At 65.4% G+C, this 13,087-nt stretch carries 12 protein-coding genes; 9 read left to right on the top strand and 3 right to left on the bottom strand.

All coding sequences use genetic code 11. The annotated features are described in order from the left end of the window. Positions 1 to 151: 151 nt before the first annotated feature. Positions 152 to 721, top strand: a complete 570-nt coding sequence (mepK, locus tag RLN94_RS07515) for a peptidoglycan L,D-endopeptidase MepK (RefSeq protein ID WP_350126860.1) — start codon at positions 152 to 154, stop codon at positions 719 to 721. A 122-nt stretch (positions 722 to 843) separates the two neighbouring features. Here mepK and lipA read toward each other — a convergent pair whose 3' ends face one another. Continuing rightward, on the bottom strand, positions 844 to 1,794 hold the full coding sequence (gene lipA / locus RLN94_RS07510; protein ID WP_350126857.1) for a lipoyl synthase: 951 nt from the start codon (positions 1,792 to 1,794) through the stop codon (positions 844 to 846). Positions 1,795 to 2,002: 208 nt separating this feature from the next. On the opposite strand from lipA, the gene RLN94_RS07505 reads away from it, so the two are divergent. Next, positions 2,003 to 2,728: a VIT1/CCC1 transporter family protein gene (locus tag RLN94_RS07505; protein ID WP_350126854.1), complete on the top strand. Its 726-nt coding sequence runs from the start codon at positions 2,003 to 2,005 to the stop codon at positions 2,726 to 2,728. Positions 2,729 to 2,735: 7 nt separating this feature from the next. On the opposite strand, the gene RLN94_RS07500 is transcribed toward RLN94_RS07505, so the two are convergent. Further along, positions 2,736 to 3,809: a DUF6456 domain-containing protein gene (locus RLN94_RS07500; protein WP_350126851.1), complete on the bottom strand. Its 1,074-nt coding sequence runs from the start codon at positions 3,807 to 3,809 to the stop codon at positions 2,736 to 2,738. Between the two features lie 249 nt (positions 3,810 to 4,058). Here RLN94_RS07500 and RLN94_RS07495 point away from each other — a divergent pair, with 249 nt between their 5' ends. After that, positions 4,059 to 4,439 carry a DUF6477 family protein gene (locus RLN94_RS07495; RefSeq protein WP_350126848.1) on the top strand — a complete coding sequence of 127 codons (381 nt, stop codon included), beginning with the start codon at positions 4,059 to 4,061 and terminating at the stop codon, positions 4,437 to 4,439. On the opposite strand, the gene RLN94_RS07490 is transcribed toward RLN94_RS07495, so the two are convergent. Beyond that, positions 4,349 to 5,893: a trimethylamine methyltransferase family protein gene (locus tag RLN94_RS07490; RefSeq protein ID WP_350126845.1), complete on the bottom strand. Its 1,545-nt coding sequence runs from the start codon at positions 5,891 to 5,893 to the stop codon at positions 4,349 to 4,351. The two genes, RLN94_RS07495 and RLN94_RS07490, sit on opposite strands and share 91 nt — an antisense overlap. Before the next feature lie 252 nt (positions 5,894 to 6,145). On the opposite strand from RLN94_RS07490, the gene guaA reads away from it, so the two are divergent. The 6 genes from guaA to RLN94_RS07460 all read left to right on the top strand — a co-directional run bounded on the left by guaA (position 6,146) and on the right by RLN94_RS07460 (position 13,053). Further along, a complete protein-coding gene (gene guaA, locus RLN94_RS07485) occupies positions 6,146 to 7,714 on the top strand; it encodes a glutamine-hydrolyzing GMP synthase (RefSeq protein WP_350126842.1) in 1,569 nt (522 codons plus the stop codon). A gap of 261 nt (positions 7,715 to 7,975) precedes the next feature. Next, positions 7,976 to 8,890 (top strand): DMT family transporter, encoded by a 915-nt coding sequence (locus tag RLN94_RS07480; RefSeq protein ID WP_350126839.1) that lies wholly within the window; start codon positions 7,976 to 7,978, stop codon positions 8,888 to 8,890. Between the two features lie 124 nt (positions 8,891 to 9,014). Beyond that, positions 9,015 to 10,136, top strand: coding sequence for an OmpP1/FadL family transporter (locus tag RLN94_RS07475; RefSeq protein WP_350126836.1), 1,122 nt, complete (start codon positions 9,015 to 9,017; stop codon positions 10,134 to 10,136). Between the two features lie 129 nt (positions 10,137 to 10,265). Then, a complete protein-coding gene (locus RLN94_RS07470; RefSeq protein ID WP_350126833.1) occupies positions 10,266 to 11,126 on the top strand; it encodes an ATPase in 861 nt (286 codons plus the stop codon). A 51-nt stretch (positions 11,127 to 11,177) separates the two neighbouring features. Then, a complete protein-coding gene (metA, locus tag RLN94_RS07465; RefSeq protein WP_350126830.1) occupies positions 11,178 to 12,101 on the top strand; it encodes a homoserine O-acetyltransferase MetA in 924 nt (307 codons plus the stop codon). Then, positions 12,085 to 13,053 (top strand): alpha/beta fold hydrolase, encoded by a 969-nt coding sequence (locus RLN94_RS07460; protein WP_350126827.1) that lies wholly within the window; start codon positions 12,085 to 12,087, stop codon positions 13,051 to 13,053. Before metA ends, RLN94_RS07460 begins: the two co-directional genes overlap by 17 nt. The last annotated feature ends 34 nt before the right edge of the window (positions 13,054 to 13,087 follow it).

Below are 13,087 nucleotides of genomic sequence, written 5' to 3'. Positions count from 1 at the left end.
TGCCGAAACCTCTTGAACGGTAAAAGTTTCGACATAGCCCCCTTTTTTGCAAAAACTGAATATGTCATAAAAATCGCACATCTGGGGATGGATGGCAGAGCCGCCACAATGGCGGAGAACACAGGTAAGCGACGGGACAGGCGCATACACTATGACAGACAGTAGCTCGTTGAGCATGACGCGGCGCGCCCTGCTGGGTGCATTCGCAGCAACAACCGTGGTGGCAGCACCCACCTTTTCAAACGCAACAGGTTTTCTGAAAGGGGCCGGCGATATCCGCCGCATTCGGATGACCTCCCCCCGTACCGGCGAAACGCTCGACACGATCTACTGGATCGAGGGCGAGTACATTCGCGACGCGGTCCGGGAAATCAGCTATTTCATGCGCGACTGGCGCACGGACGGCGTGATCGACATCGACCTTCGCACCATCGACATCATGACGGCGGCGCACAACATGCTGGATGTGAGCGAGCCTTACATGCTGATCTCGGGCTACCGCAGCCCCGAAACCAACGCCATGCTTCGCAGCCGGTCGGGCGGCGTGGCCAAGAATTCGCGCCACCTCAAGGGCGAGGCCGCCGATCTTCGGCTCGGGTCGCGTTCGGTCAATCAGATGTACCGCGCGGCGATGGCCTGCCACGGTGGCGGCGTCGGCCGCTACACCCGCAGCAACTTCGTCCACATGGATTGCGGGCCGGTACGCAGCTGGGGCAGCTGAGCCCCGGCAACGCCCGAAGGCACAGCGCACTGCATCAAAGCGCCGGCCGGGTTTCCCTGCCGGTGTTTTTCGTTTGAAGCCGGCCCTTGCGGGCGCCACGGGCTGGGGCGCCCTGCCTCTCGTCAGGCGCCCAGGCGCTCCTGCCGCGCGGCGCTGAGCCGGGCGAAATCATCGCCCGCGTGGTAGGACGACCGCGTCAGCGGCGTCGCCGAGACCATCAGGAACCCCTTCCCGAAGGCCGCTTTCTCGTAGGCCGCGAACTCGTCCGGCGTGACGAAACGGTCGACGGCGTGGTGCTTTGGCGTCGGCTGAAGGTACTGGCCGATGGTCAGGAAATCCACATCTGCCGCGCGCATGTCGTCCATCACCTGCCGCACCTGCTCGCGCGTTTCGCCAAGGCCCACCATGATGCCCGACTTGGTGAAGATCGTCGGGTCCATCTCCTTGACCCGTTGCAACAGGCGCAGGCTGTGGAAATACCGCGCCCCGGGCCGGACCGCGGGGTAAAGCCCCGGAACCGTCTCGAGGTTGTGGTTGAAGACATCCGGCCGCGCATCGGCCACCACCTTCAGAACGGCCGGATCGCAATGCAGGAAATCCGGCGTCAGGATCTCGATCGTGGTGCCGGGGCTGCGGTGCCGGATCGCGCGGATCGTCTGCGCGAAATGGGCAGCGCCCCCGTCATCGACATCGTCGCGGTCGACCGAGGTGACGACCACGTGGTTCAGCCCCAGTTTCTGGACAGCATCGGCCACTCGCCCCGGTTCGAACGGGTCGAGCGCCTCTGGCGGCTTGCCGGTTGCGATGTTGCAGAAGCTGCAGGCGCGCGTACAGGTATCGCCCATGATCATCATGGTGGCGTGGCCCTGGTTCCAGCACTCGCCCGCATTCGGACAGCCCGCCTCTTCGCAAACTGTCACCAGCTTGTGCTCGCGCATGATTCTCTTGGTTTCGCGATAGCCGTCGCCATCCGGGGCCTTCACCCTGATCCAATGCGGCTTCTTGGGCTGCGCATTGTCCGGGCGATGGGCCTTTTCGGGATGGCGCTGTTGTGGGATCTTGATGTCACGCACGGAATTTCCCCCGCGAACTGTTTGGTAACTCCTCCCCTGCATAATGCATCGCGGTGGGATGTACCAGTTCTGCGGCCGCGCCGGTGTGTGCGGCGCCTTGATGTAACGAGTGCCCACCCCCTGCCCCGCCCGATCAACGGTTGCGCCACCTGGCCGGCCCCGTATCCTGCCCCGGCGCACATGGTTTCCCGGAAAGACAGGCAGGTCGATGGATTGGCAGGCACACAGGCGCGAGGCGCACAAGCTCGGCCGGATGCAGGAACATCTCAAGCAGATCGTCTATGGCGGCAATGACGGAATCGTGACCACCTTCGCCATCGTGGCGGGCTTCGCCGGGGCCGCCGCGGACGGGGTGGCGCAGGTGGGCGGGCTGGCCGTGCTGGTCTTCGGGCTGGCCAACCTCTTTGCCGACGCGGTCAGCATGGGGCTGGGCGAGTTCCTGTCGCTCCGGTCACAGCACGACCTCTACCGCGCGCGCCGCCAGAGCGAGATGGAAGAGATCGCCAACGACCCGGATCACGAAAGGATGGAGCTTTTCGAGATCCTCCGCCAGCGCGGCATCCCGGCGGGCGAGGCCGACACCGCCGCCGAAATCCTCTCGCGCCATCCGGACATCATGGCCGACCTGATGATGACCTACGAATTCGGCATGTCGCACCCGGAAGAGGACAACCCCCTCGTCAGCGGCCTGTCCACCTTCCTGTCCTTCGTGGTTTTCGGGGCGATCCCGCTGACCCCCTATTTTCTGCTGCCGCCCGACGACCGAACCTTCCTGCTGTCGGTCGCCGCGACCGGGCTGGCGCTGGTCAGCCTCGGCCTGCTCCGCTGGAGCGCGACCGGCGAGCGGCTGTTCCGCTCGGTCGGTGAAACGGTCCTCGTCGGGGTGATCTGCGCGGTCGTGGCCTTCGCCGTGGGGTGGCTCGTCGCCGGGTAACGGAAGGTCAGCCCATCAGGGCGCCGCCATCCCCCAGCCTGTCATAGTGGCGCCGCAGCCGCTGCAGGGCGATGCGCAGCACCACCTTGCCCGACCGCGCCGACCAGCCCATCTTCCTCTCGGCGCTTTCCAGCCCTTCGAGGTGACAGCAGCACCGCAGCGCCACGTCCCCCAGCCCCGGCCCGAGATCGCGCAGCGCCCCGAGAACGCGCGACCTCGCGGCGGTGGCACCGCCATGGTCGGATCTCGCGGCCTCCGCCTTGGTCAGGAACCGATCCCAGCTTTCATCGGAACGGCAGCCGATATCGGCCATCTCGTAGTCTTCACGCAGCCGCTCTCCGGCGCGCACCAGGTCGTCCGACAGGAATTTCCGCCCGCTCCGGTCACGGCGCCGGGACAGCAGGGTCAGCGGGGTCTCCGCGGCCTGGCAGCGGCTGCGCATCTCCGCGTGAGCCCGGGAAACCTCCTCGCGCTTCGCGATCCCGACATGGTCGAACCGCGCCGGCGCCTCGCTGAAACCGAAGGCGCGGTTTTCGGCATCGGCCACCATCCGCTTGAGCGCATCGCGCCCCGCGGCGGTGATCCGATACCGTGACACGCGGCCGGGGTCTTCGCAGGCGATCCAGCCTGCCAGCGCCATGGCCTCGGCCGAGGCATGGTCGACGACGAGGCGGCGCGCCGTGCCGCCCTCTTCGGTCTCGGCGACGACGACGGCCTTGTCCATTTCCGCCGCGACCGCCAGCACCGCCCCCGGTTCGCACAGCAGCCGCAGCACGCGTCGCGCCTCCTGCGACAGCTCGTCCATCGAGGGCACGTTCGGATCGGCGTCCAATGCCCGCGCCTCGGCCGCCACGACCCGGCGACCGAGGCGGCTGAGGCCCTGGTCGACAAGGATGTCCTCGCGCCGTGCCTCCAGCGCCCGCACCTGCCGCAGGACGGTCGAGGCATGAACCCCCGCTTCCCGTGCCAGCGCCCGGATCGGCTGACCGGTTTCGGTGTGAAGAAGATAGGCCAGCGCCTCCTTGGGCACCCAGCACGGCAACTGTTCCGCAATGTCGGCGGAAGGCGAGACATGTGACATGCCGTCTCCTCCTGATCTCTGTCGGCAACAGATGGTCCCCTGGTCCGCGGCCACCCCGCAGAAGCCGCTCAAGTTAAGGTCTCATTCGTTACCGGTTGGTTAACTAGGAACGGTCCGGTCATCATTGTTGCGAATTGGTAAACAAACGGAAACACAACCGTTCGGTGATCAAATGCCCCGCGCAACACCGATTCAGGTTGTGCCAGATTGCTTCGTCCAAACGTCATTCTGCCTGGACCGGAGACTGCCATGACCAAGCCAATCCCCAACCTCGCGCACCTGCGCCGCCCTGCCCTGCTGATCGAGGCGGCGCGCATCGGCGTTGGAATCTACAACCGGGAAAGAACCCTGCGGCGCCACCTGGGCGACCTGCATCACCCCGACAGCGAGGCGGTGCTCCAAACCCTGCTCGAAATCGAGGGAGAGCTGAACCAGCTCCGCAGACATGACTACGCCGGCTATTCGCCGGCGCGCCATGTCGATGTGGTGATCGCGATTCCGGGCGAGGTGCGGCTCATGCGCGCCGCCGCCCAGCCGGATCAGGAGAAGGCGTCGGGCATCGAGGCCTTCTTGTCGGCGACGAAGGCGTCGAGCGCTTCCGAGATCGCCGGGTCAAGCGCCGGCTGCTGATAGTTCGCCAGCGTCTGCTTCACCTTGACGTTGGCGAGCGTCATCGTATCGCGCTCGCCTTCCTCGGCCCATTGCTCGTACGGCTTGTAGTCGAGCAGGTCCGAGCGCCAGAAGGATTGCTTGAAGTTCGCCTGCGTGTGGGCGCAGCCGAGGTAATGCCCGCCGGGCCCAACTTCGCGAATCGCGTCCATCGCCTGCCCGTTCTCGGTCATGTCGACGCCGCGCGCCATGTTCTGAAGCGCGCCAAGCTGGTCGGCATCCATGACGAACTTCTCGAAGCTGGACACCAGCCCCCCTTCGAGCCAGCCGCAGGAGTGCAGCATGAAGTTCACGCCCGACAGCAGCCCGAGGTTCAGGCTGTTGGCCGACTCGTAGGCCGCCTGCGCGTCGGGCAGTTTGGAGCCGTTGAACGACCCGGCCGACCGGTACGGCAAGCCGTAGCGCCGCGCCAGTTGCCCCGCGCCATAGGTAATGAGCGACGCCTCCGGCGTGCCGAAGGTGGGCGCGCCGCTGTTCATGTCGATCGAGGTCACGAAGGCCCCGAAGATGACCGGCGCGCCGGGGCGGATGATCTGCGAATAGGCGATCCCGGCCAGCACTTCTGCCAGAACCTGCGTCAGCGTGCCCGCCACCGACACCGGCGCCATCGCCCCGCCGACGATGAAGGGCGAGATGATGCAGGCCTGGTTGTTGCGGGCGTATACCTCCAGCGCGCCCATCATCACCTCGTCGAAGGTCATCGGCGAGTTGATGTTGATCAGCGAGGTCATCACCGTGTTGTCGCGCACGAAATCGTCGCCGAAGAGGATGCCGCACATGTCGACGCTGTCCTGCGCGCGGCTGGGGTCGGTGACCGAGCCCATGAAGGGTTTGTCCGACAGGGTCATATGCGCCTTGAGCATGTCGAGATGGCGCTTGTTCACCGGAATGTCGGTGGGTTCGCACACGGTGCCGCCCGAATGGTGCAGCCAGCGCGACATGTAGCCCAGCTTCACGAACTGCTCGAAATCCGCCATCGTCGCATAGCGGCGGCCGTGGTCCATGTCGCGCACGAAGGGCGGGCCGTAGACCGGGGCACAGACCAGGTTTCGCCCGCCGACGACCACACTGCGCTCGGGGTTGCGGGCGTGCTGGGTGTATTCGCCGGGCGCGGTCTTGATCAGCTCCCGCGCCAGGCCGCGCGGAATGCGCACCCGTTCTCCTTCGACATCCGCGCCGACATCGCGCCAGCGCTGCAACGCCTTGGGATTCTCGACGAAATTGACGCCGATCTCCTCGAGCACCGTCTCGGCATTCTGTTCGATGATGTCGAGCGCCTCTTCGTTCAGCACCTCGAAGAGCGGGATGTTCCGCTCGATATACTTGGCGGTTTCAATGCTGACGGCCGTGCGTTCCGCGCGGCGGGCGGCACCGCCACCGCCACGGCTTCGTCTCCGGGCTGCTGCTTCGCTCATTGAACAGGTCTCCTCGATCCCGACTCCGGCCCCATCGGCGCCGTTTGCCCGCTTTTATCTTCATCATTCTGTCGCACACGGCGGATTTGCGGCTTTGCCCGGCCAAAACCGACATCCACGATCAAAATTGCGCAAACCGAAGCAGCACGGCGCACCGGAAATTCATAGCCGGATTCGGTTAACCCGCCTTTGACGCCGCCCCCGTGAACGCAGGTCTTGCGCGCAAGCGCCGCCCGCCATACTAGGCAAGGTATGAGCCAGACACCGCACGACCGCCTCCTCATCATCGACTTCGGCAGCCAGGTCACCCAGCTGATCGCCCGCCGCCTGCGCGAACTCAACGTCTACTGCGAGATTCACCCGTTCCAGCAGGTGACCGACGAGTTTCTCGACGAATTCGCCCCCAGGGCCGTGATCTTCTCCGGCGGCCCGGCCTCGGTCATAGACGAGGGGTCGCCCCGCCCGCCGGAAAAGGTGTTCGACCTGGGCGTCCCGATCCTCGGCATCTGCTACGGCCAGCAGGTGATGATGCAGATGCTGGGCGGAAACGTCGAGCGCGGCGACGGCACTGCCGAGTTCGGCCGCGCCTATGTCACCCCCTCGGATGAGCGGCTGCCGCTGCTCGACGGCTGGTTCGCCTCCGACGATAGCCGCGAACAGGTCTGGATGAGCCATGGCGACCACGTCTCGGCCATCGCGCCGGGCTTCGAGGTCTACGGCACCTCGCCCTACGCCCCCTTCGCCATCACCGCGGACACGAAGAAGAACTTCTTCGCCGTCCAGTTCCACCCCGAGGTGCACCACACCCCGAACGGCAAGACCCTCTATGCCAATTTCGTCAAGCTGGCCGGCTTCACCGGCGACTGGACGATGGCCGCCTACCGCGACGAGGCAATCGCCAAGATCCGCGAACAGGTCGGCGACCGCCGGGTGATCTGCGGCCTCTCCGGCGGGGTCGACAGCTCGGTCGCCGCCGTGCTCATCCACGAGGCCATCGGCGACCAGCTCACCTGTGTCTTCGTCGATCACGGCCTCCTCCGGCTGGGCGAGGCCGAAGAGGTCACGACCATGTTCCGCGACCATTACAACATCCCCCTCATCCATGCCGACGAGTCGGACCTGTTCCTGGGTGAGCTTGAGGGCGTAAGCGACCCGGAACAAAAGCGAAAAACCATCGGCCGGCTGTTCATCGACGTGTTCCAGAAACACGCCAACGAGATCGAGAACGCCGATTTCCTGGCCCAGGGCACGCTCTATCCGGACGTGATCGAGTCGGTCTCCTTCTCAGGCGGCCCCTCGGTCACGATCAAGTCGCACCATAACGTGGGCGGCCTGCCGGAAAAGATGGGCCTGAAACTGGTCGAACCGCTTCGCGAACTCTTCAAGGACGAAGTGCGCGCGCTCGGCCGGGAACTGGGCCTGCCGCAAAGCTTCATCGGCCGCCACCCCTTCCCCGGCCCCGGCCTCGCCATCCGCTGCCCCGGCGAGATCACCAGGGACAAGCTCGAAATCCTGCGCAAGGCCGACGCCGTCTATATCGACCAGATCCGCAAGCACGGGCTCTATGACGAGATCTGGCAGGCCTTCGTCGCGATCCTCCCGGTGCGCACCGTGGGCGTCATGGGCGACGGGCGGACCTACGATTACGCCTGCGCCCTGCGCGCCGTGACCAGCGTCGACGGCATGACCGCCGATTACTACCCGTTCAGCCACGATTTCCTCGGCGAGACGGCGACGCGCATCATCAACGAGGTGAAGGGCATCAACCGCGTCACCTACGACATCACCTCGAAACCGCCGGGCACCATCGAGTGGGAGTGATCCCGCCCAACCACCGGAACGAACACCTCCCCCGCGAAAGACACCGCGGCCCGACCCTCCACTCCGGCACGTTCGGCGCTTTGGATGATTGGCGACGGTTCAAACCTCTGCTACGCACGGGCCAGTGACTCGTGTCGCGGCGCCGCCGCGGCCATTCTTTCCGGCCCCGTGCGGCGCAACCCCGGCTGATACATGACGACTCATCGCCCCTGCTTCGGGCCACCTGACGTGCAGCGCTACCGGACAGGCCCGGCCTGAGCCATGGCCGTTTATCCCGATCCGAACGGCCCCGCAGAGACCGATACCGCGCAGGTCCTGCGCGCCGCCCTGTGGATGCTGGGGGCGGTTGTCTCCTTCTCGACCATGGCGGTGGCCGGGCGCACCGTCAGTTTCGAGCTCGATACGTTCGAAATCATGATGTACCGCAGCATCATCGGCTTCCTGATCGTCATGGCCGTGGCCCCCGCGGTCGGCACGCTGGCCCAGCTCAGCCTGCGCAAACCGGGCACGCAGCTTGTCAGGAACGTCTTCCATTTCGCCGGCCAGAACCTCTGGTTCTACGCCATCACCCTCATCCCGCTGGCCCAGGTCTTCGCGCTCGAATTCACCTCGCCGCTCTGGGTGCTGGTCCTTTCCCCCCTCCTGCTTGGCGAGAAACTGACCCGTGTGCGCATCCTCGCCGCGCTGATCGGCTTCATCGGCATCCTGATCGTCGCCCGGCCCAGCCCAGACACGCTCAATATCGGCACGCTCTCGGCCGCCGCCGCGGCGATCGGGTTTGCCGGGTCGATCATCTTCACCAAGCGGCTGACCCGCACCGAAACCCTGACCTGCATCCTGTTCTGGATGACCCTGACCCAAAGCTTCTTCGGCCTTGCCTGCGCCGGGTTCGACGGGGATATCGCCCTGCCCTCGGCCGGCTCGGTGCCCTGGCTGGTGCTGATTGCCCTTGGCGGGCTCACCGCGCATTTCTGCCTGACCACGGCGCTTTCCATCGCGCCGGCCACCCTGATCACGCCGGTGGATTTCCTCCGCCTGCCCGTGATCGCGGTGATCGGCCTGCTGGTCTACGAAGAGCCGGTGGACATTTTCGTGATCCTCGGCGCCGGCCTGATCTTCGGGGCGAACTACCTCAACCTGTGGTTCCAGACGCGAAAAAATCATTCCCGAGGGTAATAACCGTGACAAATATGTTGCGGACCGGCCACCGTTGCAGTGCTGTTACATGTCTGACGCCGCGTCAAAATTGATCGAGCGCGCAAGGCTGGTAGCGTGTTTTTCAATTTCCGGAGGAGAGCACATGCAAAAATTCACGTCGACAGCCGTCGCACTCGCCCTGGGTGCAGGCACTGCAACCGCAGGCGGACTTGACCGCAGCTACACCCCCCTCGACCAGATCTTCGAGCAAGGCAGCTTCGCCGAAGTCTCGTACGGGTTCACCATGCCCGACCTGACCGGCTCCGACCTGCTGGGCAACTCGATCGCGAATGTCGGGAACGATTTCGGCGTTCTGGGTTCGGCGGTCAAGATCGACTTTGGCGAACGCCTTACCTTCGCCGTCATTGCCGACCAACCCTATGGCGCCGACACGGCCTATGGCGGCAATCCCGGCACGACCCTTCTGGGTGGCACTTTTGCCAAGGCGGATTCGGCCTCGCTGACGGCGATCCTCAAGTACAAGATCACCGACCGTTTCTCGGTCTATGGTGGCCCGCGTGCGGTCAAGGCAGACGGCACCATCCGCCTGTCCGGCCTCGCCTACGGCCCCCTGAGCGGCTACACGGTCCGCTTCAGCAGCAACAACGGGACGGGCTACGTCATCGGCGCGGCCTACGAGATCCCGGAATACGCGCTGCGCGTGTCGGGCACCTACCACTCGGCTGTCGACCTGCGCATGGGCACGACCGAGAACATCCCGGTCGCCGCAGGCGGCACCGGCACTCCGGTCGGCACCGGCATCACCAATGTCGAGATTCCGCAGTCCTTCGAACTGGCGGCGCAATCGGGCATCAACCAGAACACCCTGGTCTTCGGCTCGATCCGCTGGGCGGACTGGGAGTCGTTCTCGCTCAACCCGCCGAGCCCGGTGCCGAACCTCGCCGAACTCGACAGCGTCACCACCTACGAGATCGGCGTCGGCCGCCGCTTCTCCGAGCGGTTCTCGGGCAGCGTCGCGGTGTCCTATGAAGCCGGCGGCAGCGACAGCCTCGTCTCGCCGCTCGCCCCGACCAACGGCCAGACGGCCATCGCAGTCGGCGGCCAGTACAAGTTGACCGAACGGATCGATATCTCGGGCGGCGTCCGCTACACGTGGCTGGGCGACGCCCTGCCGGAAACCGGCACGCCGGACACGCCGCGCGGCAACTTCCAGGACAACAACGCCGTCAGCGTCGGCCTCAAGGTCCGCGTCGCGCTCAACTGAGCCTCGCCAGACCCGCAAATTTCCGGAACCCCGCCCCTTTCGGGCGGGGTTTTCCTTTGTCCCCATCGCTTTGTGGTTTGACCCCTGCCGCGGCTCTGGCTACCAAGCCTGTCAGGAAAGGGACGCACCATGATCTATGCCTCTGCAGACGAGTGGCGGAACGCACCGCGCAAGCGCGTGCTGGTCTACGGCATGTCCGGCCTCGGCAAGACACACCTGTCGAACATGCTGCGCGACGCCGGTGACTGGTTTCACTACTCGATCGACTACCGCATCGGCACCCGCTACATGGGCGAGTTCATCACCGACAACGCCAAGGCGCACGCGATGAAGGTGCCGTTCCTGCGCGACCTCCTGATGAGCGACTCGATCTATATCGGCTCGAACATCTCGTTCCATAACCTCAAGCCCGTGTCGGCCTATCTCGGCAAGCCCGGCGACCCCGACAAGGGCGGCCTGCCGATCGACGAGTTCCGCCGCCGGCAGGAACAGTTCCGCCGGGCCGAGATGTCGGCGCTTCAGGACACCGCCTATTTCATCGACCGCGCCGAGGCGCTTTACGGCTATCCGCATTTCATCTGCGATACCGGCGGCTCGATCTGCGAATGGGTCGACGGCGACGACCCGAAGGACCCCCTGCTGACCGAACTGTCCCAACGCTGCCTGCTGATCCGCATCGAGGGCGACGAGGCCCATACCGAGGAGCTGATCCGCCGCTTCGACAAGGCGCCGAAACCGATGTGCTACCAGCCCGAGTTTCTCGACGAGGTCTGGGCCGATTACCTTGACCAGAAAGGCTGTGCCGAGGCCGAGGTCGACCCCGACGCCTTCATCCGCTGGACCTATGCCAAGGCGCTGGCCCACCGCAAACCGCGTTACGAGGCGATGGCGAAATGGGGCATCACCGTCTCCGCCGACGAGATGGCGCGCCTGCGCACCACCGGCGACTTCGAACAGCTTGTCGCCACGGCCCTTGAGCGCACCGGCTGACCCCCTATCTAACCCGTTCCCGCACCGACGTTCAGAAAGACGATTTCCGCCATGCCCATCAAGATTCCCGCCGATCTGCCCGCCTATGACGTGCTGACGCGCGAGGGCGTGATGGTCATGAGCGAAGACCACGCCTCGCGTCAGGATATCCGCCCGCTCCGCATCGGCCTGCTGAACCTGATGCCCAAGAAGATCCAGACCGAGAACCAGTTCGCCCGTCTGATCGGCGCCACGCCGCTGCAGATAGAACTGAGCCTCATCCGGATGACCGAACACCAAACCCGCAACACCGCGGCCGAGCACATGGAAAGCTTCTACCGCCCCTTCGCCGAGGTCGAGGCGACGGGCGAGAAGTTCGACGGGCTTATCATCACCGGCGCCCCGATCGAGCATCTCGCCTTCGAGGACGTGACCTACTGGGACGAGCTGCGCCGCGTCTTCGACTGGACCCAGACCAGCGTGCAATCCACCTTCGGCGTCTGCTGGGGCGGGATGGCCATGATCAAGCACCTGCACGGCGTCGACAAGCACATGCTCGACCACAAGGCCTTCGGCTGTTTCCGCCACCGCAACATGAAGCCCGCCTCGCCCCTGCTGCGCGGCTTTTCCGACGATTGCGTGATCCCGGTCAGCCGCTGGACCGAGATGCGCAAGGCAGAGATCGACGCGGCCCCGGGCCTGACCACCCTGCTGCATTCCGAAGAGGTCGGCCCCTGCCTTGTCGAGGATCCCGGCCACCGGGCGCTCTACATCTTCAACCACCTCGAATATGACAGCGACACGCTCAAGCAGGAGTATGACCGCGACATCGCCGCCGGCACGGAGGTCAACGTGCCCTGCAACTACTACCCCGACGACAACCCGTCGCAGATGCCGCTCAACCGCTGGCGCAGCCACGCCCACCTGCTCTACGGCAACTGGATCAACGAGATCTACCAGTCGACGCCGTTCGATCTGAATGCCATTGGCCGTTAAGATCCTCGCCCTTGCCGCCCTCGCGCTGGCGGTATTCTGGGCCGTGGTCCAGTTCCGCGCCCGATCCGAGGAAGCGCAGGCCGAGGCCTCCCATCCGCCCGAGGGGCAGGTGATCGAGGTGCAGGGGCACAAGGTCCATGCCGTGGTAATGGGCCGCGGCCCCGACCTGGTGCTGATCCACGGCGCCTCGGGCAACACGCGCGACATGACCCTGTCGCTGGCGCCCCGACTGGCCAAAGAGTTCCGCGTCTTCGTCTTCGACCGGCCGGGGCTGGGCTACACCGATCGGATCGACGCCTCCGGCGCAACCATCACCCAACAGGCAGACCTGCTGTCAGCCGCTGCAACACAGCTCGGCGCGGACAAGCCCATCGTCGTCGGCCATTCCTACGGCGGCGCGGTCGCGCTGGCCTGGGCCGTCCACCACCCGGATAACCTCTCCGCCCTCGTTGCCCTCTCCGCCGCCTCCCACACCTGGACGACGGGCCTTTCGACCTATTACAAGTTCCTGTCGCATCCCGTTCTCGGCCCGATCGTCATCCCGCTCATCACCGCCTTCGTGCCCGAATCCCGCGTGGAGCAGGCCATCGGCGCCGTGTTCGCCCCCGATCCCGTTCCCGAAGGCTACATGGACCATTTCGGCCCCGGCCTGACCCTGCGCCGGCAAAGCCTGCGCGCCAATGCGCTGCAACGCGCCAACCTGCTGGAAGAGATCCGCGCGCTGGTCCCGCACTACCCGCAGATCGGCTTGCCCACCGAGATCCTGCACGGCACGGCGGATGACACGGTGGGCCTGTCGATCCACTCCGAGCCGCTGGCCAACGCCATCCCCGATGCCCACCTCACCACGCTCGACGGCGCCGGCCACATGATCCAGCATTCCGAGGAAGACGCCGTGGTCGACGCCATCCGCCGCGCCGCGCAACGCGCCGGATTGCGCCCGGGCGGCTAAGCAGCCATATTATACTGAAAAAACAGGGAGGCAC

Source organism: Roseovarius sp., from assembly GCF_040223625.1.
In the GTDB taxonomy this organism is placed as follows: Bacteria; Pseudomonadota; Alphaproteobacteria; order Rhodobacterales; family Rhodobacteraceae; genus Roseovarius.
This window is presented reverse-complemented; position numbering and strand designations above follow the sequence as displayed.

Bases quoted from the DNA above. Each gene is read 5' to 3' on its own strand.
- RLN94_RS07475 (WP_350126836.1), top strand. From the start codon at position 9,015: ATGCAAAAATTCACGTCGACAGCCGTCGCACTCGCCCTGGGTGCAGGC.
- RLN94_RS07490 (WP_350126845.1), bottom strand. From the start codon at position 5,893: ATGAGCGAAGCAGCAGCCCGGAGACGAAGCCGTGGCGGTGGCGGTGCC.
- RLN94_RS07470 (WP_350126833.1), top strand. From the start codon at position 10,266: ATGATCTATGCCTCTGCAGACGAGTGGCGGAACGCACCGCGCAAGCGC.
- RLN94_RS07495 (WP_350126848.1), top strand. From the start codon at position 4,059: ATGACCAAGCCAATCCCCAACCTCGCGCACCTGCGCCGCCCTGCCCTG.
- guaA (WP_350126842.1), top strand. From the start codon at position 6,146: ATGAGCCAGACACCGCACGACCGCCTCCTCATCATCGACTTCGGCAGC.
- metA (WP_350126830.1), top strand. From the start codon at position 11,178: ATGCCCATCAAGATTCCCGCCGATCTGCCCGCCTATGACGTGCTGACG.
- RLN94_RS07460 (WP_350126827.1), top strand. From the start codon at position 12,085: ATGCCATTGGCCGTTAAGATCCTCGCCCTTGCCGCCCTCGCGCTGGCG.
- mepK (WP_350126860.1), top strand. From the start codon at position 152: ATGACAGACAGTAGCTCGTTGAGCATGACGCGGCGCGCCCTGCTGGGT.
- RLN94_RS07500 (WP_350126851.1), bottom strand. From the start codon at position 3,809: ATGTCACATGTCTCGCCTTCCGCCGACATTGCGGAACAGTTGCCGTGC.
- RLN94_RS07480 (WP_350126839.1), top strand. From the start codon at position 7,976: ATGGCCGTTTATCCCGATCCGAACGGCCCCGCAGAGACCGATACCGCG.
- RLN94_RS07505 (WP_350126854.1), top strand. From the start codon at position 2,003: ATGGATTGGCAGGCACACAGGCGCGAGGCGCACAAGCTCGGCCGGATG.